General features: G+C 68.6%; 19 protein-coding genes. 10 read left to right on the top strand and 9 right to left on the bottom strand.

From position 1 onward, the window contains the following. Positions 1-2 precede the first annotated feature (2 nt). The 4 genes from AC5Y5E_RS19885 (at position 3) to AC5Y5E_RS19870 (ending at position 6,854) form a co-directional block, all read left to right on the top strand. Entirely contained in the window at positions 3-1,235 is a 1,233-nt protein-coding gene (locus tag AC5Y5E_RS19885; RefSeq protein WP_499904405.1) for a fatty acid desaturase family protein, read from the top strand. A gap of 153 nt (positions 1,236-1,388) precedes the next feature. Beyond that, positions 1,389-3,956 carry an ABC transporter ATP-binding protein/permease gene (locus tag AC5Y5E_RS19880; RefSeq protein ID WP_499904404.1) on the top strand — a complete coding sequence of 856 codons (2,568 nt, stop codon included), beginning with the start codon at positions 1,389-1,391 and terminating at the stop codon, positions 3,954-3,956. Beyond that, the gene (locus AC5Y5E_RS19875; protein ID WP_499904403.1) at positions 3,953-5,692 is read left to right on the top strand and encodes an ABC transporter ATP-binding protein; all 1,740 of its coding nucleotides are present in this window, start codon (positions 3,953-3,955) and stop codon (positions 5,690-5,692) included. Before AC5Y5E_RS19880 ends, AC5Y5E_RS19875 begins: the two co-directional genes overlap by 4 nt. Before the next feature lie 82 nt (positions 5,693-5,774). Further along, on the top strand, positions 5,775-6,854 hold the full coding sequence (locus AC5Y5E_RS19870) for a phosphotransferase family protein (RefSeq protein WP_499904402.1): 1,080 nt from the start codon (positions 5,775-5,777) through the stop codon (positions 6,852-6,854). Here AC5Y5E_RS19870 and AC5Y5E_RS19865 read toward each other — a convergent pair. The 4 genes from AC5Y5E_RS19865 to AC5Y5E_RS19850 are packed head-to-tail and all read right to left on the bottom strand — an operon-like array spanning position 6,840 to position 12,700. After that, complete coding sequence (locus AC5Y5E_RS19865) at positions 6,840-10,184, bottom strand: helix-turn-helix transcriptional regulator (RefSeq protein ID WP_499904401.1); 3,345 nt, start codon at positions 10,182-10,184, stop codon at positions 6,840-6,842. The two genes, AC5Y5E_RS19870 and AC5Y5E_RS19865, sit on opposite strands and share 15 nt — an antisense overlap. A 51-nt stretch (positions 10,185-10,235) precedes the next feature. Then, positions 10,236-10,661: a pyridoxamine 5'-phosphate oxidase family protein gene (locus AC5Y5E_RS19860; RefSeq protein ID WP_499904400.1), complete on the bottom strand. Its 426-nt coding sequence runs from the start codon at positions 10,659-10,661 to the stop codon at positions 10,236-10,238. A gap of 48 nt (positions 10,662-10,709) precedes the next feature. Beyond that, positions 10,710-11,531 (bottom strand): mycofactocin-coupled SDR family oxidoreductase, encoded by an 822-nt coding sequence (locus AC5Y5E_RS19855; RefSeq protein ID WP_499904399.1) that lies wholly within the window; start codon positions 11,529-11,531, stop codon positions 10,710-10,712. Next, a complete protein-coding gene (locus AC5Y5E_RS19850; RefSeq protein WP_499904398.1) occupies positions 11,528-12,700 on the bottom strand; it encodes an acyl-CoA dehydrogenase family protein in 1,173 nt (390 codons plus the stop codon). Before AC5Y5E_RS19850 ends, AC5Y5E_RS19855 begins: the two co-directional genes overlap by 4 nt. Before the next feature lie 74 nt (positions 12,701-12,774). On the opposite strand from AC5Y5E_RS19850, the gene fabG reads away from it, so the two are divergent. From fabG to AC5Y5E_RS19820, 6 genes are all read left to right on the top strand, one after another. Next, positions 12,775-13,572 (top strand): 3-oxoacyl-ACP reductase FabG, encoded by a 798-nt coding sequence (fabG, locus tag AC5Y5E_RS19845; protein WP_499904397.1) that lies wholly within the window; start codon positions 12,775-12,777, stop codon positions 13,570-13,572. 14 nt (positions 13,573-13,586) lie between these two features. Further along, the gene (locus AC5Y5E_RS19840) at positions 13,587-14,804 is read left to right on the top strand and encodes an acetyl-CoA C-acetyltransferase (RefSeq protein WP_499904396.1); all 1,218 of its coding nucleotides are present in this window, start codon (positions 13,587-13,589) and stop codon (positions 14,802-14,804) included. 65 nt (positions 14,805-14,869) lie between these two features. Next, positions 14,870-16,003 carry a CoA transferase gene (locus AC5Y5E_RS19835; protein WP_499905009.1) on the top strand — a complete coding sequence of 378 codons (1,134 nt, stop codon included), beginning with the start codon at positions 14,870-14,872 and terminating at the stop codon, positions 16,001-16,003. Next, complete coding sequence (locus AC5Y5E_RS19830; RefSeq protein WP_499904395.1) at positions 16,000-17,193, top strand: acyl-CoA dehydrogenase family protein; 1,194 nt, start codon at positions 16,000-16,002, stop codon at positions 17,191-17,193. Before AC5Y5E_RS19835 ends, AC5Y5E_RS19830 begins: the two co-directional genes overlap by 4 nt. A gap of 4 nt (positions 17,194-17,197) precedes the next feature. Continuing rightward, positions 17,198-17,890 carry a GntR family transcriptional regulator gene (locus AC5Y5E_RS19825; protein WP_499904394.1) on the top strand — a complete coding sequence of 231 codons (693 nt, stop codon included), beginning with the start codon at positions 17,198-17,200 and terminating at the stop codon, positions 17,888-17,890. Positions 17,891-17,963: 73 nt separating this feature from the next. Next, positions 17,964-18,326 (top strand): Rv1352/Rv1906c domain-containing protein, encoded by a 363-nt coding sequence (locus AC5Y5E_RS19820; protein ID WP_499904393.1) that lies wholly within the window; start codon positions 17,964-17,966, stop codon positions 18,324-18,326. On the opposite strand, the gene AC5Y5E_RS19815 is transcribed toward AC5Y5E_RS19820, so the two are convergent. The 5 genes from AC5Y5E_RS19815 to AC5Y5E_RS19795 are packed head-to-tail and all read right to left on the bottom strand — an operon-like array spanning position 18,323 to position 24,427. Beyond that, positions 18,323-19,855, bottom strand: coding sequence for a class I adenylate-forming enzyme family protein (locus AC5Y5E_RS19815; protein ID WP_499904392.1), 1,533 nt, complete (start codon positions 19,853-19,855; stop codon positions 18,323-18,325). The genes AC5Y5E_RS19820 and AC5Y5E_RS19815 overlap by 4 nt on opposite strands. Further along, complete coding sequence (locus tag AC5Y5E_RS19810; RefSeq protein ID WP_499904391.1) at positions 19,848-21,389, bottom strand: class I adenylate-forming enzyme family protein; 1,542 nt, start codon at positions 21,387-21,389, stop codon at positions 19,848-19,850. Before AC5Y5E_RS19810 ends, AC5Y5E_RS19815 begins: the two co-directional genes overlap by 8 nt. Beyond that, a complete protein-coding gene (locus AC5Y5E_RS19805) occupies positions 21,379-22,833 on the bottom strand; it encodes a class I adenylate-forming enzyme family protein (RefSeq protein WP_499904390.1) in 1,455 nt (484 codons plus the stop codon). Before AC5Y5E_RS19805 ends, AC5Y5E_RS19810 begins: the two co-directional genes overlap by 11 nt. Next, a complete protein-coding gene (locus AC5Y5E_RS19800) occupies positions 22,833-23,624 on the bottom strand; it encodes an enoyl-CoA hydratase/isomerase family protein (protein WP_499904389.1) in 792 nt (263 codons plus the stop codon). The genes AC5Y5E_RS19805 and AC5Y5E_RS19800 overlap by 1 nt, the downstream gene beginning before the upstream one ends. Continuing rightward, the gene (locus tag AC5Y5E_RS19795; RefSeq protein ID WP_499904388.1) at positions 23,615-24,427 is read right to left on the bottom strand and encodes an enoyl-CoA hydratase/isomerase family protein; all 813 of its coding nucleotides are present in this window, start codon (positions 24,425-24,427) and stop codon (positions 23,615-23,617) included. The genes AC5Y5E_RS19800 and AC5Y5E_RS19795 overlap by 10 nt, the downstream gene beginning before the upstream one ends. Positions 24,428-24,430: the final 3 nt, after the last annotated feature.

Here is a 24,430-nt window from a genome sequence, read left to right as displayed (position 1 = left end):
CGATGGCAATCACCGACATCAAGGAATACGCGCACCTGACCACCGAGGACGTCGACCAGCTCGCGCGCGAACTGGACGCCATCCGCGCCGACATCGAGGAATCCCGCGGTGAGCGCGACGCCCGCTACATTCGCTGCTCCATTCAGCTGCAGCGCGGGTTGGCCGCCGGCGGGCGAATCGCGTTGTTCGCCAGCCACAACAAGCTGGCGTGGGTCTCCGGCACCGCCATGCTCGCCATGGCGAAAATCATCGAGAACATGGAACTGGGCCACAACATCATTCACGGGCAGTGGGACTGGATGAATGATCCGGAGATCCACTCGACGGAATGGGAGTGGGACACCACGTGCCCGAGCGTGCAGTGGAAGCGCTCCCACAACTTCGTCCACCACAAGTACACGAACGTCGTCGGCCTCGACGCCGACGTGGGCTACGGCATCATGCGTGTCACCCGCGACGAGCCGTGGGAACCCTGGATGCTCGGCAACCCGATCTACAACATGCTGCTGGGCACGTTCTTCCAGTACGGCGTCGCGTTGCACCACATCGAGACCGCGAAGCTGCGCAACAAGGAAAAGAGCTGGGCCGAGGCGGCCAAGGATCTGCGGGTGATCATGAAGAAGCTCGTCAGACAGGAAGGCAAGGACTACCTGATCTTCCCCGCGCTGACCGGGCGAAACTGGAAGCGCACCATCAAGGCCAACATGACCGCCAACCTGATCCGCAACATCTGGGCGTACATGGTTATCTTCTGCGGCCACTTCCCCGACGGCGCTGAGAAATTCACCGTCGAGGAGTTCGAGAACGAGACCCAGGGGGAGTGGTACCTGCGCCAGATGCTCGGATCGGCGAACTTCAACGCCGGGCCGCTGATGGCCTTCGTCAGTGGCAACCTGTGCTACCAGATCGAGCACCATCTTTTCCCGGACCTGCCCAGCAACCGCTACGCGGAGATCGCCGTGCGGGTGCGCGAGCTGTGTGACAAGTACGACCTGCCGTACACCACGGGATCCCTTGGCCGCCAATACCTGCAGACGTTCTGGACGATCCTCAAACTCGCGCTTCCAGACAAACTCCTCCAGGCGACGCCTGACGATGCCCGCGAGACGCGTTCGGAACTGAAATTCCGCGTCCGCGAGGGGCTGCGGGAAAGCTTCGTCGATCCCCAGACGGGCAAACGGCGCGGCCTACGCACCGCCCTGCGTGAGTTGCGGGGGGCCGAGCGGGCGGCCTAGCCGAGGCGACCCGGGTTGACCTTTGGTAAGGCAACCCTTAGTTTGTGGGTAACTTACCTACTCGGAGGGTCGCTGAATGCTGTCTGTTGCGTCACGTCGGGGCGGGCGGCCGCCGCTGAGCGCCGAGACAGAGGTCGTCAGGGCGGACCGCTGATGGCCCGCGGATTCCAGGGGGTGATGCTGCGCAGCTTCGGCGCCCGCGACCACACCGCGACGGTCGTCGAAACCGTCCGCATCGCACCGCATTTCGTGCGGGTCCGGATGCAGTCGCCGACGCTGTTCGACGACGTGGAGGCCGAACCCGCGGCGTGGCTGCGGTTCTGGTTCCCCGACCCCGACGGATCGAGCACCGAGTTCCAGCGCGCATACACGATCTCGGAGGCGGACGTCGCCGCCGGCCGCTTCGCCGTCGACGTGGTCCTGCACGAGCCCGCGGGGCCGGCGTCGTTGTGGGCGCGAACCGTGCAACCCGGCGCGACGATCGCCGTCATGTCGCTGATGGGCTCGTCGCGCTTCGACGCGCCCCCCGAGCAGCCGGCCGGCTACCTGCTGATCGGGGACTCGGCATCGATCCCCGGGATCAACGGCATCGTGGGGACCGTCCCCGCCGACGTACCAATCGAGGCGTACCTCGAGCAGCACGACGACAACGACACCCTGATCCCGCTCGCGAAACACCCCCGGCTGCGGGTGCATTGGGTGCCGCGCCGCGACGAGAAGTCGCTCGCCGCCGCGATCGAGGCCCGGGACTGGTCCAACTGGTACGCGTGGGCCACGCCCGAGGCGACGACGCTCAAGCACGTCCGAACGCGCCTGCGCGACGAGTTCGGCTTTCCCAAGTCCGAGATTCACGCCCAGGCCTACTGGAGCGCCGGGCGCGCGATGGGCACCAGCCGCGGCGACGAACCGGAAACCGTTGCGCCAGAACCCGAACCGTCGATACCAGCGCCCAAGCCTGCGCCCCGCGGAAGCTGGCGCGCCCAGGGCGCGGGCCGGTTGCTCGCGCCGCTGCGCTCCGCGCTGATCGTCTCCGGCGTGCTACAGACGGTAATCACGCTGGTGCAGCTGGCGCCGTTCGTGCTCCTGGTCGAGTTGGCGCGGCTGCTGGTATCCGGCGCCGGGGAGCAGCGGCTGTGGACGCTGGGCGTCGCGGCCGTTTCGCTGCTGGGGCTGGGCACCGTGCTCGGCGCCGCACTCACGCTGTGGCTGCACGTCCTCGACGCCCGTTTCGCCAGTGACCTGCGCTCACGGCTGCTGACCAAGTTGTCCCGGCTGCCGCTCGGCTGGTTCACGGCCCGCGGATCGGGGTCCATCAAGCAGCTGGTGCAGGACGACACGCTGGCGCTGCACTATCTGGTCACCCACGCCATCCCGGACGCGGTCGCCGCCGTCGTCGCGCCGGTGGCGGTGCTGGTCTATCTTTTCGCCGTCGACTGGCGCGTGGCGCTGGTCCTGTTCGTGCCCGTCCTGGTCTACCTGGTGCTGACGTCCTCGATCACGATCCAGTCCGGCCCCCGCATCCCCCAGTCGCAGCGCTGGGCGGAGCGCATGAGCGGGGAGGCCGGCGCGTATCTCGAAGGGCAGCCGGTCATTCGCGTCTTCGGCGGCGCCGCGGCCTCCAGCTTCCGGCGCCGCCTCGACGAGTACGTCGGGTTCCTGGTGGCCTGGCAGCGTCCCCTCGCCGGCAAGAAGGCGCTGATGGATCTGGCCACCCGTCCCTCGACGTTCCTGTGGCTCGTCGCGGCGACCGGCACCCTGCTCATCGCGGGCGGCCGGATGGATCCGGTCGACCTGCTGCCGTTCTTGTTGCTGGGCACCACCTTCGGCGCCCGCCTGCTCGGCATCGCCTACGGCCTCGGTGGCATCCGCGCCGGGATGCTGGCCGCTCGGCGGCTGCAGAACACGCTCGACGAACCCGAACTCGACGTGCGACCGCTGGAAGCGACCCCCGGCGACGTGCCGGCGACCGTGGTGTTCGATCGCGTCGGCTTCGGATATCGGCCCGGCGTACCGGTGATCCGGGACGTGTCGCTCACGCTACGGCCCGGCACCGTCACCGCGCTGGTCGGCCCTTCGGGTTCGGGGAAGTCGACGCTGGCCGCGCTGCTGGCCCGATTCCACGATGTCCAGCAGGGCGCGATACGCGTTGGGGGACAGGACATTCGGTCGCTGAGCGCCGACGAACTCTACACGCGCATCGGTTTCGTGCTGCAGGAGACCCAGCTCGTGCACGGCACCGTTGCGCAGAACATCGCGCTGGCCGTCCCCGATGCCACCGCCGCGCAGATCGAGGCCGCGGCACGCGCGGCCCAAATCCACGACCGCATCATGCGACTGCCGCAGGGCTACGACACCGTGCTGGGCGCGGGCAGCGGGCTGTCGGGCGGGGAACGCCAACGGCTCACCATCGCCCGCGCCATCCTCGCCGACACCCCGGTGCTGATCCTCGACGAAGCCACGGCGTTCGCGGACCCGGAATCGGAATACCTGGTGCAGCAAGCGCTCAACCGGCTCACCCGGGAGCGGACGGTGCTGGTGATCGCCCATCGACTGCACACCGTCACCCGCGCCGACCAGATCGTCGTGCTCGACGACGGCCGGATCGCCGAACGCGGCACGCACGACGAGTTGCTCGCGGCGGACGGACGCTACTGCCGCCTCTGGGACACGGGCCACGGGCAAGCGGTGCCGGCGGCCGCGGCCGGAGAGGCGGCGCGATGATCCGCACGTGGATCGGCCTGGTTCCCAAAGAGCGCCGCGCCAAGGTGTTTTCGTACGCCGCGCTCGCCCTGACCTCCGTGGTGGTGCGGGCGGCGGCCACGGTGTTGCTGGTCCCACTGGTGGGTGCGCTGTTCGGCGGCGAACCACACCGCGCCCTGGTGTGGCTGGGCTGGCTGACCGCGGCGACCGTGACCGGCTGGGTGATCGACACCGCGACCGCGCGCGTCGGCCTGGACCTTGGCTTCGCCGTGCTCGACCACAGCCGGCACGACCTGGCCGACCGGCTTCCGGACGTCCGGCTGGAGTGGTTCACCGCCGAAAACACCGCGACGGCGCGGCAGGCCATCGCGGCGACGGGACCAGAACTCGTGGGCCTGGTGGTCAACCTGCTGACGCCGCTCGTCACGGCGATCCTGCTGCCGGCGGCGATCGCGCTGGCGCTGCTGCCGGTTTCCTGGCAGCTGGGCCTGGCCGCGTTGGGCGGCGTGCCGTTGCTGCTCGGGGCGCTGTGGGGCTCCGCGCGGCTGGCGCGTCGCGCCGACACCGCGGCCGCCGCGACCAACACCGCGCTCACCGAACGGATCATCGAATTCGCCCGAACCCAGCAGGCATTGCGGGCCGCGCGGCGCGCCGAGCCGGCCCGCAGCCTGGTCGGTGACGCGCTGGCCGCACAACGCGGGGCGACGATGCAGCTGCTGGCCATGCAGGTCCCGGGCCAGCTGCTGTTCAGCCTGGCCAGCCAGGCGGCCCTCATCCTGTTGGCGGGCACGACGACGGCGCTGGCACTGAGCGGGACCCTCACGGTGCCCGAGGCCATCGCCCTGATCGTCGTGATCGCGCGTTACCTCGAGCCGTTCACCACCATCAGTGAGCTCGCCCCGGCGCTCGAGAGCACCCGCGCCACACTGGACCGCATCCGAACCGTGCTCACCGCGCCCGTCATGCAAGCCGGGGCGGCCACGCTGCCCGGAAACGCCGCGGCCCCGCGAATCGAATTCGACGACGTCACCTTCGGCTACGTCGGGGCGAGCGCGCCGGCGCTCGACGGCCTGAGCTTTTCGTTGCGGCCGGGCAGCACGACCGCGATCGTCGGCCCGTCCGGCTCGGGCAAGAGCACGATCCTGGCGCTGATCGCCGGCCTGCACGCGCCGACGGGGGGCCGTGTGCTCATCGACGGCGTGGACGCGGCGACCCTGGACGCCGAGGCCCGGCGCGCCGCCAGCAGCGTCGTGTTCCAGCACCCGTACCTGTTCCACGGCACGATCCGCGAAAACGTCCTGGCCGGAAACCCGTCCGCCGGCGACGAGCAGTTCGCGCGTGCCGTCGCGCTCGCGCGCGTCGACGAACTCACCGGACGGCTGCCCGACGGCGCTGACACGGTCGTCGGGGAGGCGGGGTCGGCGCTCTCCGGCGGCGAACGCCAACGCGTCAGCATCGCCCGTGCCCTGCTCAAGGACGCGCCGTTGCTGCTGGTGGACGAGGCGACCAGTGCCCTGGACACCGAAAACGAGGCCGCGGTGGTGGACGCGCTCAGCGTCGACCGGCAGGCGCGCACCCGGGTGATCGTCGCGCACCGACTGGCGAGCATCCGACACGCCGATCGCGTCCTGTTCGTGGACGACGGCCGAATAATCGAGGACGGCACCGTCGACGAACTGCTGTCCGCGGGCGGACGTTTCGAGGAATTCTGGCGGCAGCAGCGCGAGGCCGCGGAATGGCACATCGCCGCCGATTAGGGCACGGCGGCAGGCCGCGGCTCTTGCCGTATGCCTTACAGTTGATCGGTCAATTGACCGTCGGAGCGCTGGAGGGCTGCCCATGAGTGCTGTGGTGTCGATTCCGCGGTACCCCGGCGACGTGACCGCCGAATGGTTGTCGGCCGCACTCAGCGAACGCCGCCCGCCCGTGGAGGTGTCCGGTGTCGACGTCGTCGCCATCGGCACCGGCCAGACCGGCGCGACGTACCGGGTGACGGCCGGCTATGCGACGGATCCCGGTGACCTGCCGCGGACCTTCGTGATCAAGCTGCCGGCCCAGGACGACACCGTGCGCGACCGCGTCGTCATCGGATATCGCAGCGAGTGCGCGTTCTACTCGTCGGTGGCCGATCGGGTGCAGGTGCCGACTCCGGAGTGCTTCTATTGCGAGATATCCGAGGACGCAATGGATTTCGCCCTGCTGCTCGCCGATCAGGCGCCGGCGGTGCAGGGCGACCAGCTCGCCGGCTGCGGCGAAGCCGAAGCGCGCCTTGCGGTTACCGCCCTGGCCGGCCTGCACGCGCCCACCTGGTGCGACCCGGCCTGGCTGGATTTCGACGGCATCGCGTTCGGGCGGCCGGACGAGGCCGGTGCCAACGGCATGGGCGAGGTGGCGAAGATGAGCGCCGACATCACCCTTGAGAAGCTCGGCGGTCGCATGAGCGCCGAGGATCGGGATACCTTCAGTGCGGCAATGGGTTTGGTGGCGCCGTGGCTGCTGGCCGAGTACGGCCGGTTCGCCCTGCTACATGGGGACTATCGACTTGACAACATGCTGTTCGATCCCGACCGGACGCGGGTCAGCGTGGTCGACTGGCAGACGCTCGGCGTGGGCCTGCCCGCCAGGGACCTGGCTTACTTCACCGCGACCAGCCTGGATTCGCAACTGCGCGCCACCCTCGAGGAAGGCCTCGTCGCCGACTATCACCGGGCCCTGACGAGCTGCGGGGTCACCGGATACGACCGCGAAACGTGCTGGCGCGATTACCGGCTCGGCGTGCTGCAGGCGCCGCTGATCTCGGCGCTCGGATTCGCCTTCGCCGCGGCAACCGAGCGCGGCGACGACATGGTGCTCGCCATGCTTACCCGCGGCTGCCGGGCGATCCGCGAGTTGGGGACGCTGGAGCTAATCGGGCACTGATCGGTGGGCCACTTCCTTGGCCAATTGCATCCGCGACGTGAGTCCCAGCTTGGCGTAAATGTGGGTCAGATGCGACTGCACGGTGCGCGCCGAAATGAACAGCCGGTCGCCGATATCCTTGTTGCCCAATCCCTCGCTGACGAGCCGGACGACATCGCGTTCCGCCGGGGTCAACGAGTCCCAACCGCTGGGCGGCCGTTTGCGTTCGCCGCGGCCGCGACGGGCGTACGCGACCGCCTCGTCGGTGGACAGGGCCGCACCCGCGTCCCAGGCGGCACGAAACTCCTCTTCCGTCAGAGCTTTTCGGGTGTCATCCACCGATGCCTCGTATTCGGCGTCGTAGATGCGGAACCGGACGATACCGGTGCGCTGTCCGACGGCGTGCGCCGCGCCGAAAAGCCTGGCCGCTTCGGAATGGCTTCCCGCGCGATGGGCAAGAATGGCGAGAAGCTCCAGCAGGTCAGGAATGAACAGGTGAGCACGCATGTCGGCGGCACGGGCCAACGCGTCGTGGGCGTCGCGCTCGGCCTGTCCCAGCTCGCCTTCCGCCATCGAAACGCGCGTGCGTGTGGTCAACGCGTGGGCCACGAACCATCCGCGTGCAGCGGAAACGTCCTCGTCCACGAGGCGACGCGCCAGGGCCAGCTCGCCACGCGCCAACGCGACCTGGGCCCCGGGCTTGGTGACCGTGCTCGCGAGCCAGGCCCAGCCGTCCAACCGCTGGCGAGCGGTGTCGCAAGCGGCCGTTGCCGTCTCGACATCACCGTCGGCCAACGCCGCGAAGGCTAACGCTGCATAGAGAACGCCTTCCATGTACCTTCCGAGCTCGGCGGCGCCGTCGAGTGCTTCGAGGGCGACAGCACGCCCCTCGTCGCCGCGTCCGCTGCTCGCGAACACATGGCACAGCCCGGACCGCGCCGAAACTTGGAATATCAGCGCATGGGCCGCGTCTGATTCGGCGATCAGCTCGCGCAGTAGCGCCTCGGCTCCGCCGATATCGCCACGGACCGAATGCGCTCCGCTCAAACACCAACGGCATCCACGGGAATAGCCGTGGTCTCCGATTTCGTCGGCGAGGTCGCGACCCTCCGTGGCGGCCGCAATCGTGGCGCTGAGATCACCTGCCCCGGAAATCGCCGTGAATGCCTGAAAGTAAAGGATTTGGCTTAGTCGCCATCGGTCGCCCAGTTCACGCGCCAGGTTGGACGCCTCCGAGAGGTACGGCTGAGCCGTCTCGGAGTCCCAGCCGGCGACGCGGCCGCAGGCCGCGAGAGTCCGCGCCAGCAACGCCGGATCATCTAGTTCACGGGCTATTTCGAGTGCGCGTTGCGCTCGGTCCGAGCTTTCCGCTGTCCGCATGTTGTCCAGGTACGCCTTATCGGCCAGAGCGCGCGCCATCGCCCTCGGTGTGACGGCAGCCCCTGAGGTTTCGACGTCTGCCAGGCCGAGGTCGAGCCAGTTCGACCCTTCCGTGAAACAGCCCCGCGTCAGCCACAGGGGTTGCAGCGACGTGGCGAGCAGCAACGCGCCGTCGATGTCGAAAATCTCGCGGCTCCATGCGAAGGCGGCTCGGAGGTTGTCTATCTCGGCCTCGACCCGGTCGAGCAAGAGGTTGAGGCTGGTGTTGACCGGCGCGTCGAGCGCCGCCGCTATCGCCGCGTAGTAGTCGCAATGCCGGTCCCGGACCGCGACGACCTCCGCGGACTCACCCAGTTTCTCCTGCGCGTACTGGCGGATGGTTTCGAGCAGTCGGTATCGCGTTGTCCCGTTGGCTGATTCGGCGATTACCAGCGACTTGTCGACTAACAGGGCCAGCACATCCAGCACCTGATGAGGCGCTAGATCGTTGTCGCAGGCGACCTCTCGGCAGGCGTCGAGATCGAAGCCGCCCATGAACACCCCGAGCCGGCGGAACAAAATTCGCTCGGGCTCGGTCAACAACGTGTGCGACCAGTCCACCGAGGCTCGGAGCGTCTGCTGGCGGCGCACCGCGGTTCGCGAACCGCCGGTCAGCAATCGGAACCGGTCTTGTAGCCCGGCGAGGATCTCCACCGGCGACAGCGCGCGTACCCGCGCCGCCGCCAACTCGATCGCGAGGGGCATACCGTCGAGGCGACGGCAGATCTCATTCACCGCGGCCACATCGTCGTCGTTGACGCTGAAGCCGGGACGCGCATCGCCAGCACGTTCGGTGAAGAGCCGGACCGCATCGTCGCCAAAGGGCAACGACGGCACCCGCCATGTCACCTCGCCGCTCATGCCGATCGGCTCGCGACTCGTCGCGAGCACCGTCAACCGCGGGCAGGCACCCAACAACGCACCGGTCAGCGCCGCGCTGGCGTCCAGCAGATGCTCGCAGTTGTCGAGCACCACCAGCATCTCCCGGCCTCCGATGAACTGCAGCAGGGCTTTCTCCGGAGAACGCCCCGGCTGATCCGGCAACCCCAACGCGCGCGCGGCGGTGACCGGTACCAGGTCGGGGTCGGTGAGCGGGGCGAGGTCGACATACCAGGGTCCGTCGGCATAGTCGCCCGCGACCAAGGCCGCCACATGTATCGCCAGCCGCGTCTTACCCACGCCGCCAGCACCGGTCAACGTCACCAGCTTGTTGCGCACAAGCATGGCGCGCACCTCGCCGATTTCCGCATCGCGCCCCACGAAGCTGGTGAGCTGGGCCGGAAAGTGTTGGGCAACAGCAACCTCGCGCTTGCGAAGCGGGGGAAACTCGTTGCAAAGGTCGCGATGGCACAGCTGCACTACTCGCTCGGGACGGGGCAAGTCGCGCAGCACATGGGTGCCCAGATCGCCCAACCACGCGTCGGCAGGGAGTGTGTCGGCAACCAGGTCGCTGGTGGTGCCTGACAACACCGTCTGGCCGCCATGGGCGAGTTCGCGGAGCCGCGCGGTCCGGTTGATGGCCGGCCCCACATAGTTGTTCTCGTCGCGCAGCTGCACCTCGCCGGTGTGCACGGCGATCCGTAGCCGCAAAGGCGCCAGGGGAGCTCGCTGCAACGCAAGCGCGCACCTCACCGCGTCGGACGCTCGGCTGAAAGCGACGACGAAGCTGTCGCCCTCGCCCTGCTCAACCGGGCGGACGCCGCGATGGACCGCCACCACATCGGCCAGCGTTCGATCGAGGTGGGCGATCGCCGCGGTCATTTCCGAGGGCTTGGACTCCCACAACTGGGTCGATCCTTGGACGTCAGCCAAGAGCAGAGTGACGGTGCCGATCGGCAAAGGCGCGTTCATGGCTTCGCTTGTGCCCAGGTCGCTCCAGTCCAGCGGCGGCGTATCCACCAGCGGATCGATTTCGCTCATGTTAGCCAGCATGCGCTCATCGCATGCAGCAAAACATCCGCGTATGCGCGTAGATTTCCGCGCTTAGAGGTCGCCGGTGAAGTCGGCGGACAGCCACCGGTCCGGGCGGATGGTGTACAGCACCTCCTCGACGCCCTCCATGCTGCGGAGGAACGCGCGCGCGCCCTCCTCGCCGAGGTAGCGGATGGCGATGGCTTCCTGCGCGTCGGCCGGGGCGGGCTTGGTGGTGTCGACGACGGTGCCCTCCACCACCACGTACTGGTACGGCAACTCCTCGCGCTGGACCACGAGCGTCACCGCGCCCGCGCGCTCGATGAGCCGCGCCTTGCGGCTCGACGCGCCCGTCATGATCCGAATGTCGCCACCGGGCGTGTAGTCGTACCAGATCGGGACGCTGGCCGGCGGGCGACCGTCGGCGGCGACGGACAGGACGCCAACATGCGTATCGGCGAGGAACTCCTGACGTTCGGTTTCGCTGAAAGCTTTCATGCCGCCTAGCAACGCCGATCCGTGGTGGCTATTCCCCGCGACGGCCGCTCAGTACTGGGTCGAGCCCTGGTCCACCGGGATCTGGGCGGCGGTGATGTTGCGCGATTCGTCGCTGGCCAGCCAGCACACGGCGTCGGCGACGTCTTCCGGCTCGGCGGCCCAGGTCGGCAGGAACGGGGTGAGCATGTTGGACAGCTGCGGGTTGGTCTCCATTGCCTTGCCCATGGCCGCGATCATGTCGCCGGATCCCATCGGGGTGTTCACCGGACCCGGGTGCACGCTGTTGACCCGGATCGAATGCTTGCCCAACTCGGCGGCGAACGCGCGCGCCATCCCGGCGACGGCGTGCTTGCTGGTGGTGTAGTGCACCATGAACGGCTGCAGCTTCATGCCGGCCGCGGAACTGATCAGGATGATCGAGCCGCCACGGCCCCCTTCGATGATTTTGTCGGCGCCGGCCATCACGGTGTTCCAGGTGCCGGTCACGTTGATCTCCATGACGTCGCGGAACGAGTCGGGCGTGATGTCGTTCCAGGCCTGCGGGGCCGAGATGCCGGCGTTGGCGACGATGATGTCGAGGCGCCCGAAGGCGCCGGCACCGTCCTCGACCACCCGGCGAAGTTCGGCGAAGTCGCGAACATCCGTGGCGGTGGCCAAGATTCGACGGTCCGTCTGTTCGACCAGGCGGACGGTCTCGGCGAGGTCCTCGGTAGTGGCGGGATCGTAGGGGACGCAGGGCGGGAGCTTGCCGGCGATGTCGACGGCGATGATGTCGGCACCCTCCCGGGCCATGCGAACGGCGTGGGCGCGGCCCTGGCCGCGCGCCGCCCCGGTGATGAGGGCAACCCGCCCCGCCAACCTGCCGCTCATCGCTGCGCCGCCTTGACGAGGTTCGAACCGATGATCAGGCGCTGGATCTCGCTGGTGCCCTCGTAGAGCCGCAGCAGGCGCACGTCGCGGTAGATGCGCTCCACGGGAACGCCGCGCATATAGCCGCTGCCGCCATGCACCTGCACCGCGAGATCGGCCACCTTGCCGGCCATCTCGGTGCAGAACAGCTTGGCCGCCGACGGCGCGATCCGGCGGTCTTCGTTGCTGACCCACAATCGCGCGGCCTCGCGGACCACCGCGCGCCCGGCCAGCACCCCGGTCTGCTGGTCGGCGAGCATCGCCTGCACCAGCTGAAAGCTCCCGATAGGCGCCCCGCCCTGCGTCGCAGTGGCGGCATACGCCACCGATTCGTCGAGGGCGCGTTGCGCGGCGCCCACCGCCAGGGCGGCGATGTGGACGCGGCCGCGCGCCAACGACGTCATCGCGGCCCGGTAGCCGATGTCCTCGCTGCCCCCGATCAACGCGTCGCCACCGACGCGGACGTCGCCGAAGCTCACGTCGGCGGTCCACGCGCCCTCCTGGCCCATCTTCGCGTCCTTGGCGCCCACCTGGACGCCCGCGGCGTCCGCGGGGACGAGGAAGACTGCGATCCCGGGGCCCTGGTCGTCGGCCGGTCGGGTGCGCGCGAATACCACGAACAGGTTGGCGACGGGCGCGTTGGTGATGAAGCGCTTGTCGCCGGAGATCACCCACTCGTCACCGTCGCGAACGGCCTTGGTCCGCAGGCCGGCCGGGTTCGAGCCGGCGCCGGGCTCGGTCAGCGCGAAGGAGGCGACGACGTCGCCCGACGCCATCGACTCCAGCCAGCGGCGCTTCTGTTCGTCGGTGCCGAAGCCGACGAGCACCTGTCCCGCGATGCCGTTGTTGGTGCCGAACATCGAGCGCACCGCGAGCGAGGTGTAGCCCAATTCCATTGCCAGCTCGACGTCTTGGACGAGGTTCAGGCCCAGGCCGCCCCACCGCTGGGGGATCGCATACCCGAACAGGCCCATCTTCTTGGCGTGGTCGCGCAGGTCGTCCGGCACCCGGTCGTCGGTCAGGATTTCCTGCTCGCGCGGGACGACGGCGCTGCGGACGAAGTGCCGGGTCTGGGCGAGGATCTCCCGGAAGTCCTCGTCGGGTACTTCCTGAATTTCGGCAGTCGTCATAGGCGGGCGCTCCTCTTCGGAAGTTGTCGCTTGGCCGCGGCGCACCCGGCGCCGAGCGCGATCCTATATGAAATATGATATTCGACCGACGGGTACCCCATGGCGGGCAAAGCGAGGGAGGCGGGATTCACGTGTCGTTGCTGGACGGTCAGACTGCAGTCGTCACAGGTGGTGCGCAAGGGCTGGGCTTCGCCATTGCGGAGAGATTCGTCGCCGAGGGGGCGCGGGTCGTGCTCGGGGACGTCAACCTCGAGGCCACCCAGGCCGCGGCCGACAAACTCGGCGGCGACGAGGTGGCGCTGGCGGTCCGCTGCGACGTGACGCAGGCGGCCGAGGTCGAAACCCTGATTCAGACCGCCGTCGAGCGCTTCGGGGGCCTGGACGTCATGGTCAACAACGCCGGCATCACCCGCGACGCGACGATGCGCAAGATGACCGAAGAGCAGTTCGATCAGGTCATCGACGTGCACCTGAAGGGAACGTGGAACGGCATCCGGCTGGCGGCGGCGATCATGCGCGAAAACAAGCGCGGCGCCATCGTGAACATGTCGTCGGTGTCGGGCAAGGTCGGCATGGTCGGACAGACCAACTACTCGGCGGCCAAGGCCGGCATTGTCGGGATGACCAAGGCCGCGGCCAAAGAGCTTGCCTACCTCGGGGTGCGGGTCAATGCGATCGCTCCCGGCCTGATTCGCTCGGCCATGACGGAGGCCATGCCGCAACGCATTTGGGACGAGAAGGTGGCCGAGATCCCGATGGGCCGTGCCGGCGAGCCGAGCGAGGTCGCGACCGTCGCCCTGTTCCTGGCTTCCGATCTGTCCTCGTACATGACCGGCACCGTGATGGAAGTCACGGGCGGCCGGCACATCTGAGCGGAGCAACGAATATGCGCCAGACCGTCATTTGTGAACCCGTGCGCACGCCCATCGGCCGCTACGGCGGAATGTTCAAGTCGCTGACCGCCGTCGACCTGGGCGTGGCCGCCCTCAAGGGGCTGCTCGAGCGGACCGGAATCGCGCCCGAGGCGGTGCAGGACGTCATCCTGGGGCACTGCTATCCCAGCAGCGAAGCGCCGGCGATCGGACGGGTGGTGGCGCTGGATTCCGGCCTGCCGGTGACGGTTCCGGGGATGCAGGTCGACCGGCGCTGCGGTTCGGGCCTGCAGGCGGTGATCCAGGCGTGCCTGCAGGTCGGCAACGGCGACAACGATCTCGTCATCGCCGGCGGGTGTGAAAGCATGAGCAACGTCGCCTTCTACTCGACCGACATGCGCTGGGGCGGCGCCCGCGGGGGCATCCGGGTGCATGACGCGCTGGCGCGGGGACGCAGCACCGCCGGTGGTAAGCACCACCCGGTGCCGGGCGGGATGCTGGAGACCGCCGAGAACTTGCGCCGCCAGTACGACATTCCGCGGCTGGAGCAAGACGAGCTCGCGGTGCGGTCGCACCAGCGCGCGGTGGCCGCGCAGAAGGACGGCATTCTCGCCGAGGAGATCATTCCCGTCCCGGTCCGCACGCGGCACGGCGAGGAATTGATCGACACCGACGAGCATCCGCGCGCCGACACCTCGGTGGAGTCGCTGAGCAAGCTCAAACCCGTTCTGCTGGGCGAGGATCCGGAGGCGACGGTGACGGCCGGCAACTCCAGCGGGCAGAACGACGCCGCGTCGATGTGCGTGGTGACCACGCCCGAGAAGGCTGCCGAGTGCGGCCTGACACCGTTGGTCCGCCTGGTGTCGTGGGGGTCGGCCGGGGTCGCGCCCAACGTCATGGGCATCGGCCCGGTGCCGGCCACCGAAGTCGCCCTCGCCAAGGCGGGCCTGCGGCTGTCCGACATCGACGTCATCGAGCTCAACGAAGCCTTTGCCGCGCAGGCGCTCGCGGTGATGCGCGAATGGAATTTCGGCGCCGCCGACCACGACCGGACCAACGTGCACGGGTCGGGAATCTCGCTGGGCCACCCCGTCGGCGCGACCGGCGGCCGGATGCTGGCGACCCTGGCGCGCGAACTGGGCCGCCGCCAGGCGCGCTACGGGCTGGAGACCATGTGCATCGGCGGCGGCCAGGGCCTGGCGGCGGTCTTCGAGCGGGTCGCCCCGTCGTGAGCGCCCCGCTAAGCGGTCTCACCGTCGTGGAGGTGTCCAGTTTCGTCGCCGCGCCGCTGTGCGGGATGACGCTGGGACAGCTTGGCGCGCAGGTGATCCGCGTCGACCCGATCGGCGGCGCCTCCGACGTCCAGCGCTGGCCGCTGGCCGCCGGCGGCACGTCGATCTACTGGACCGGCCTGAACAAGGGAAAGCGTTCGGCCACCATCGATCTGCGCTCGGCCGAGGGCCAGGAGCTGGTGCAGCGGCTGATCGTCGAGGGCGACGGCGTGGTCGTCACCAACGCCGCCGGGCTGTCCTGGCTCGGCCACGACGTGTTGGCCGCCAAGCGTTCCGACGTCATCCACGTCCAGCTGCTCGGCCGCGGCGACGGGTCCACCGCGGTCGATTACACCGTCAACGCCGGTGTCGGGTACCCGCTCGTCACCGGTCCGGCCGAACATGCCGGCCCGATCAACCACGTGCTGCCGGCCTGGGACGTGTGCTGCGGCCTGTACGCGGCGCTGGCCGTCGTCACGGCCGTCCGGCGCCGCGAGCAGAGTGGGGTGGGCGCGCGCGTCAGCCTGGCGCTGGAGGATGTCGCGCTGGCGACGGCCGGCAACCTAGGGTTGCTGACCGAACCACAGGTCAACGGGACGCAGCGCCAACGGCTCGGCAACGCCATCTACGGCCAGTACGGGCAGGACTTCACCAGCCGCGACGGCGGTCGGTTCATGGTGGTCACCTTGACGCGCCGGCACTTTCGCGACCTCGTCGAGGCGACAGGCACGGGTGCCGCGGTGTCGGCGCTCGAGGAGGCGCTGGGCGTGGACTTCGGCGCGGAGGGCGACCGCTATCGCTACCGCGACGCCCTTTCCGGGCTGTTCGCCACCTGGTTCGACGATCACACGGCCGACGAGGTCACCGCCGCGCTGTCCGCCACCACGGTGCTGTTCGAGCGGTACCGCACCTTCGCCGAGGCCGCCGCCGACCCCATGGTGACCGCCAACCCGCTGTTTTCCCGGCTGCACCAACCGGGCGTTGGCGACTATCTCGCCCCCGGCCTGCCGGCCGCGTTCGACGGCACCCATCCCGCGAGCGCGCCGGCCCCCGCGCTGGGTCAGGACACCGCCGAGGTGCTCACCGAGCGCCTGGGGTTGACGACCGCGGACATCGCGCGCCTGACGACCGCCAAGACCATAGGGACGGACAGCGCATGACAAAACTCGCCCAAACCCTGGGCCTGACCGAGTTCCAGACCGAAATCGTCGCCACGGTGCGACAATTCGTCGAGAAGGAGGTCATTCCCAACGCACCGCAACTCGAGCACGACGACGCTTATCCGCAGGCCATCGTCGATCAGATGCGGGAGATGGGCCTGTTCGGGCTGATGATTCCCGAGGAATACGGCGGGCTGGGGGAGTCGCTTTTGACCTACGCGCTGTGCGTCGAGGAGTTGGCCCGTGGCTGGATGAGCGTGTCCGGGGTGCTCAACACGCACTTCATGGTGGCCTACATGCTGCGTCAGCACGGAACCGACGCCCAGAAGCAGCGGTTCCTGCCGCGCATGGCGATCGGCGAGTCGCGCGGCGCGTTTTCGATGTCGGAGCCGGAGCTTGGCTCGGACGTCGCCGCGATCCGAACCCGCGCCCAGCGCGACGCCGACGGCTGCTACACCATCAGCGGCCAGAAGATGTGGCTGACCAACGGCGGCAGTTCGACCCTGGTCGCGGTGCTGGTTCGCACCGACCAAGGCGCGGACAAGCCGCACCGCAACCTCACGGCGTTCCTCGTCGAAAAGCCAACGGGATTTGGCGAGGTCGTGCCCGGCCTCGTGATTCCCGGCAAGATCGACAAGCTGGGCTACAAGGGCATCGACACCACCGAACTGATCTTCGACAACTACCGGGCCAGCGCCGACGACATCCTCGGCGGCACTCCCGGGCAGGGCTTCTTCCAGATGATGGACGGCATCGAAGTCGGCCGGGTCAACGTGTCGGCGCGCGCGTGCGGCGTCGGCATCAGGGCCTTCGAACTCGCGGTGCGCTACGCCCAGCAGCGGCACACCTTCGGCAAGCCGATCGCCGAACACCAGGCCATCGCGTTCCAGCTGGCCGAAATGGCGACCAAAGTCGAAGCGGCGCACCTGATGATGGTCAACGCGGCGCGGTTGAAGGATTCCGGTGAGCGCAACGACGTCGCCGCCGGCATGGCCAAATACCTTGCCAGCGAGTTCTGTTCGGAAGTGACCCAGCAGAGCTTCCGGATTCACGGCGGCTACGGCTACTCCAAAGAATACGAGATCGAGCGGCTGATGCGCGACGCCCCGTTCCTGCTCATCGGCGAGGGCACCAGCGAAATCCAGAAGTCCATCATCAGCAAGCGGCTGCTCGCCGAGTATCGGGTCTGACGCGATGACCACCCCGGATTTCGCTGCGCGGCCGCAACTTTCCGACGATGTCGCGCGCTTCGTCCGCGGAAGGATCTTCGACGGCACCTACGCGGCCGGGTCGTATGTGCGCCTGGACCAATTGGCTGCGGAACTGGGGATCAGCGTGACGCCGGTGCGGGAGGCGCTCTTCGCGCTGCGGGCCGAGGGGTTGATCGACCAACAGCCCCGCCGCGGTTTCGTGGTGCTACCGGTGACCGGGCGGGACGTCGCCGACGTCGCCAACGTGCAGGGCTACGTCGGGGGGGAGCTGGCCGCGCGGGCCGCGATCAAGATCACCGACGAGCAGCTGCGCGAGCTCAAGCAGATCCAGGCCGAGCTCGAAGAGGCCTATGCCGGTGACGACACCGAGCGGACCGTGCGACTGAACCACGAATTTCACCGTGCGATCAACGTCGCCGCGGACTCGCCGAAGCTCGCCCAGCTGATGTCGCAGATCACCCGCTACGCACCGGAATCGGTGTTCCCGGCCATCGAGGGGTGGCCGCAGCAGTCGATCAAGGATCATCGCCGGATCCTGTCCGCGCTGAAAAAGCATGACCAGGAGCTCGCGCGGGCCGCGATGTCGGAACATCTTGCCGCGGGCGCCGTCCCGCTGATCGATCACCTCACCGCGCGGGGCGTCGTGGCGAGCGGGCGTCACCCGGCTTCTGGGTGACAGCTGTTGTTGCCGACCCACGCCTGGGCTTAGGCTGCCATCGGAGGGGGCAAACAACACAGAGCGAGGAACAATGCCCCGAACGCTTCGCGCAGCGGCCGTAATCGCCGCATGTGTGGCCGCGATTCCGCTCGCGGCACCGGCCGTCGCCGACCCGATGGATCCGATCCCGGGCAACGGAGTCTTTGTCGTGGGGCCCGACATCGCGCCGGGCCTTTACCGAACGGCCGGTTCGGCGTCCACCTGGGGGGTTTGGATAAACAACGTGCCGACCCAGGACTCGATGTGCGCGTGGTTCACCTACAGCACCCCCGATGCGAACAAGGACCACGTGCTCCAGACGAACATGTCCGTCGGTCCGATGTTCGCGAATATCAACACGTCGGTCAAGGCCTTCGAGTCGCAGAACTGCCAGCCCTGGACGCGGGTCCCCTAGCGCGCATTCGCCTCGATCAATAACTCCCGCAGCCGGTGAACGTCGACCTTGCCGGTGCCCCCGCGCGGGACGTCACCGTCGGATTCCAGCAGCAGCCATACCGTCGGGACCTTGAACGCGCTCAACAGCTTTCGGGCCGAACTGCGCAGCTGCTCGGCGGTCAGCGGCCTCGCGCACACCACCGCCGCTCCGACCCGTTCTCCCGCATCGCCGGCCACGTTGGTGACGTAAGCGTTCTGGACGCCGTCGATCGCCCGCAGCGCCCGCTCCACCTCCCCGGGATAGACGGTCGCGCCGCTGACCTTGAACATGTCGTCGGACCGGCCGTGGTAGAACAGGAACCCGTCCTCGTCGAGCCGGCCCAGGTCGCCGGTGGGGTAGAAGGCGTCGGGGGTGAACAGCTCCTCCCGGCCGCGACGGCAGATGCCACGCAGGGTGTGTGGTCCCCGGATCTGGATCTGCCCAACGGATCCCGCCAGAAGCGGCTCGCCGCTGTCGGCGTCGACGATGCGGACCTCCATGCCGGGGAACGGCTTGCCGCAGCTACCCCACGCGGAAGGCGGCATGTCGGTGTCGGCCGCGTAGCCGCAATAGGGCCCGAAAGCCTCCGTCATGCCGAACAGCGTGGCCCGCGCACCCGGCTGGGCCCGCTGCTCGGGCGGCAGGAGGGCCTCCAGGCTGCCCGGGCGCAGCGCCGACAGATCGGCACCGACCGTCTCGGCGTGCCGCGCCAGCGCCTCGGCCTGATCGGGCCACCCGCGAAACAGCGTGACCCGTTCGGATTCCAGCAGCCGCAGGGTGGTTTCGGGCCGCGGTATTTCCTCGGTCACCAGGGTCGCGCCGGCCAGCAGCGTGGACAGGATTCCACTGCCGAACCCGCCCACCCAGAAGAACGGCATCGGGATATACAGGCGGGTGTCCGGCGTGATGCAGCGGGCCGCGAGGCCCGACCGCACAGCGGCCAGCGCGTTGCCGTGGGAGTGGATGACCCCCTTGGGTGTTCCGCTGCTGCCCGAGGTGAACAGAATGACCATCGGGTCTGCCGCGGTGACGGTCTCGGTCATGGCGTCCACGATGCGGCGGGCCGGTTCGCTCGGAGCGGTGTCGCTAAACCGGCGGGCCGACCAAATCTGGCGCAGGGCGGGAAGTTCCAGCCGCGGCACCGCCTCCAGGTCCTCCAGGTACCGGTGGCCACGGAACTCGTCCACGCCCACCAGGAATTGAACGGACGCGGCCCGCAATTGCGCGACCAGTTCGCCGGGCTGTAGCAGGGTGCTGAGCGGAACCAGCACGGCGCCGATGCGGGTTAGGGCGATCGCCACCTGTACCCAGCGGGCGCCGTTGGGCATGATCAGCCCGACGCGGGTGCCCTTGCCGACGCCGGCGTCGACGAATACCGCGGCCAGATCGCCTGTGGTGGCGTCGAGTTCGCGGTAGCTCAGTCGCGCGGCCGGGTCGATCACTGCCGGCTTGGGGCCGTCTCGCGCGGCGCGGGACCGCACGAGTTGGTCGACGGTGCGGTCAGGCATCGAACAGCTTCCGCAACCGCTGGGTGTCGACTTTCCCGCTGGACAGCTGCGGAATCTCGGTGCTCGGCACGGCGATGAACCGTTTCGGGATCTTGTACGCCGACAACTCGGCCCTGAGCCCCTCGCGCAGCGCGGCTTCGTCGAGGCCCGGCTGGGCGACGACGGCGGCAACCAGCTCGCCCCGTTGCGGGTCGGGTATCCCCACGACGTGCGCCTCGGCGCCGGTGACCTTGGTGATGGCCTTCTCGACCTCGGCCGCCGAGACGTTGGCCCCCGCCGTTTTGATCATCGCGCTGAGCCGACCGGCGAAATAAAAGAATCCGTCGGCATCGACGCGCACCAAATCGCCCGTGTGGAACCAGCCATCGGCATCGAAGCACTCCTCGCGGCCGCGTTTGTAATAGCCCTGCATCACGTAGGGCCCGCGGATGCACAGCTCCCCGATTCCCGAGGCGTCCGGGTCGACGATCTTGGTGTCGAATCCGGGCGCCGGCTTGCCGAAGGATCCGCGCCGGTGTTCGGGTTGGTCGGATTCGTCGCCGCTGATCAGCAGGACGCTGCCGGCCTCGGTGAGCCCCAGCATGTTGTGCCGCAATTCCGGGTCGACGGGTCGGGCGTCGGCCGCCATGATGGGGTACAGGTTGCCCCGGCGCATCGACGACAGGTCGCGTCCGGAAAAGCTCGGGTGATCCGCGAGGTGCGCGATCCCGGCGACGAAACCATTTGTGACGGTCGGCCTTTCGGCCTCCAGCAAGTCGAGGGTCGCGCCCGCGGCGGTGGCGTTCGAGCACACCAGGGTCGCCCCGGCAACCAAGGTGGCCAGTAGGCCGAACGCGAATCCGCCGATCCAGAAGAACGGCGAGTTGCAGAACAGCCGGTCCGCCGCCGTCAGGCCGCGGATTTCGTTGAGGTTTCGTTGATGGGTGAGCAGGCCGGCGTGCGTGTGCACCACCCCCTTCGGGGCGCTGGTGGAGCCCGACGTATAGACGATGGCCAGCGGATCGCAGTCGTCGACGTCGTCCTCCATCGCCTCGAGCAGCGCGGGTGCCACGGTCCGCGCGATCCGGTACACCCCGCCGGAATGGACGACTACACGACGCAATTGCGGCGCGGCGGTGGCGAACAGCAGCTCATCGGTTTCGAGTCCGGCGCGCGACAGCACCTCGGCCAGCCGCCGCATGTAGTCGTGCGAACGAAAAGAGCTGGCGGCAAACAGGATTTCGGAGTCGCTGTCGACCAGCTGTTCGCGCAGCTCGCGAGCGGTGGCGAAGGTGGAGAACGGGATCACCACCGCGCCGATTCGCGCGGCCGCGAGCATGCCGACCACGAAGTCCGTGCCGTTCGGGTAGAGCAGCCCAACGTGGGTGCCCTTGCCCGCCCCGTACGCGATCAGCCCGCGGGCAAGTTCCGCCGATCTCCGCTCGGCCTCGCCATAGCTGATGCGGTCGCCATCGCAGACGAGAAGCGGGTGCTCCGCGCGGGAGCGGGCCTGGCGCCGCAGGATTTCGGCGACGGTGGGGGAGTCACCGGGCATGGTCGCGGTGAGAGTCGCCGAAGAAGAGCCTGATCGCGCCGAGATCGGGCTTGCCCGATGGGGTCCGCGGGATCGCGTCGACGATCGCGATCTCGGTGGGGATTTCGTAGCGTGCCAACCGCGTTCGCAGGTATTCCACCAGCGTGTCGGCGTCGGCGGCGGCGGACCGGCGCAGTTGCACCATCGCGACCGGCGTCTCCCCGAGGCGTTCGTCGGCTCGTGCCACCACGGCGGCGCCGGCCACCGCCGGATGGCCTTCCAGCGCGACGCGCACCTCCTCGGGCATCACCTTGAACCCGCCGCGGATGATCGCCTGGTCGGCCCGCCCGACGATCCAGACGAAGCCGTCCGCGTCGATGCGGGCCAGATCTGTGGTTCGCATCCACTTCGCCGATGGGCCGAGTTGTCCGGGCTTGACCTCTAGCAGGCCGACCTGGCCCGGCCCGAGCGTCGCGCCCTCGTCGTCGACGACGCGTAGCTGCGCGCCCGGGTTGGCCCGGCCGACGCTGCCGCGCTTGGCGTGCCAGTGCTTTTCGTAGTCGGCAAGGGTCCAGCCTGCGACGCCGCCGCCGAATTCCGTTGCGGCATAAGATGTCAGGACTGGTATGCCGTATTTTTCGGTGAAGGCGTCCGCGTCGTCGGCCGACAGCGGGGCGGTGCCGCACGTGACGGCTCGGATGCTCGCCAGATCGGCCCGCGTCAGGTCCGAGTGCAGCACGGTCCGCAGCGCGGCCGGCACCAGCGAAACCGTGCGCGGCCGGTGGTTGCGCACCGCCTCGGCCCATGCCTGCAGCTCGAAGCGTTCCAGCAGCACAAAGGGTCTGGCCTCCGCGACGCACTGCAGCACCCGGAACACACCGCCGATGTGCACCAGCGGCGAGTTGACGATCGCGACGCCGCGTCGCAGCTCCGTTGGCGCCGGGGCGCCCTCCGGGTCGGTGCCGATCACGCTGCGCGCCAACATGTCGTAGCTGAGGTCGATTCGCTTGGGCGGCCCCGTCGTTCCGCTCGTCAGCATCCGCACCGCCACGCCGGGTCGCCCTGCGGACCTGTCACACGCCCGCCCGCGTGCCTCGACGGACGCACCCGTGATCGCCGCCGTCGCGGTCCCCGGCGGGACCAGCGTGGCCAGGTCGTCGGGTTCGCCGATGATCAGTGGCAGCCGCAGCGCGGCGATGTCGGCGCGGGTGCGCTCGTCGCCGCGGGCCGGGTTGATGGTGACCACGGTTCCGCCGCCCAGCAGCACCCCAAGGAAGGCCGCGACGTGACCGGGTCGGTTGCGCAGCAGCATGCCGACACCCGCGCGGCCGGCGGTCAGGGGTGCGACGCGTCGCGCTGTGTCGCCGACGTCGCCCCACGAGATCCATTGGCCCCCAAACTCGATCGCGTGCGAGTCGGGCTGCAGATCGAGCACGTCGGCGATGCGCCGGCTGAGCAGGTGCATCAACGGGTCTTCGGTTCGCGCGCGGCGACCCCACCTTGCCGGGCGGCCAATTCCGCGGTGCCGAGTGGGTTGCCCAGCCGCGTATAGATGAGCCCCTGCTCCATTGCCGCGCGGTAGGGCCGGTCCAGCGACTCCCAGATCGCCTTCACCGTGCCCTGGGTCGCCGACGGCGGCTTGGCGGCGATGATCGCGGCGATCTCATGGGCACGCTCCCACAGCGTGTCGGCGGATACCACCTCCGAAACCAATCCGATGCGCAGGGCGGTGTCGGCCCCGACCCGCTCGTCGTTGCCCATCAGCGCCATGCGCAGGGTCTCGCCCAGGCCGATGCGCCGCATCAGGCCGATCGGTTCCAGCGCGCACACCAGGCCCGCTGACACATGGGAATCGAAAAACGTTGCGTCGTCGGAGCAGATGACGACGTCGGACTCGTTGATGAAATAGAACGCGCCCGCGGTGCACATGCCCTGAACGGCGCACACCACCGGCTTCCACATCTTCTGCCACTTGGGGCTGAGCGCCTCGCCCGGATCCTCGTGGTTCCACACGTTTTCCGGCTGGCCGTACGGCGTCTTGATGTCCAGGCCGGTGCTGAACGCCCGCTTGCCGGCCGCCCGCAGCACCACGGCGTGCACCGATTCGTCAAGTTTGACCATCCGCCAGGCCCGGGCCATCTCCTCGCACATGGTGCGGTTGAACGCGTTTAGCTGGTCGGGCCGGTTCAAGGTGATGGTGGCGACATGGTCGTCCTCGTCGACCTCGAGCAGAATGGTTTCGAAGCTCATCGGCATTGCCAATTCGGTTTCCGCTTTTCCATGAAGGCTTTCGGGCCTTCCTGGGCGTCCTCAGTTCGCAGCACGCGCTCGCGGAAGGTCTCGGCGAGTATCTCGGCCTCGTGCAGCGGTACGTTGAGGCCCTTGAGGATGGCCAGCCGGGTTCCCCGCACCGCCAGGGGTGCGTTCGAGTTGACGATGTCGGCGATCTCGTGGGCCCGGTCCAGTAGGCGGTCGTGCTCGACGATTTCGCTGATCAATCCGAGCTCGTAGGCGCGTTGGGCGCTCATGCGCTCGTGCTTGCCCATCAAGGCCATCCGCAAGGCGATCGAGCGGGGCAGCACCCTGGACACCCGCACCAATTCGCGTCCGGCGACCAGCCCGATGCTGACGTGCGGATCGAAAAAGGTTGCCTGCTCGGATGCGATGACGATGTCCGTCGTGGTGACCCAGTCCATGCCTGCGCCGCAGCACAGCCCGTTGACGGCGGTCAACACCGGTTTGGCCATGGTGCGAAACGGCGGTGTGCCCTCCTGCGGGGCCTCCCACTGGTCGTAGGTGGACAGGTACGGCCGCTCGTAGATCACCTTGCCGTCCGCGGGAATCGCTTTGACGTCGGCGCCCGTGCAGAACGCGCGGCCGGTGCCGGTGACGACGAGCAGCCACACGTTGTCGTCGTTCTCGGCTTCGTCGTAGGCGGCGCGGAGTTCGGTGATCATGTGCGGGCTCAGCGCGTTGAGCGCCTCCGGGCGGTTCAGTGTGATGGTGGCCGTGTGCCCGTCGACGTTGTAGTTGATGGTGTCGAACGAGTCGGTAGGCATTCG

This window comes from Mycobacterium sp. NGS54 (assembly GCF_059812465.1).
This window is presented reverse-complemented; position numbering and strand designations above follow the sequence as displayed.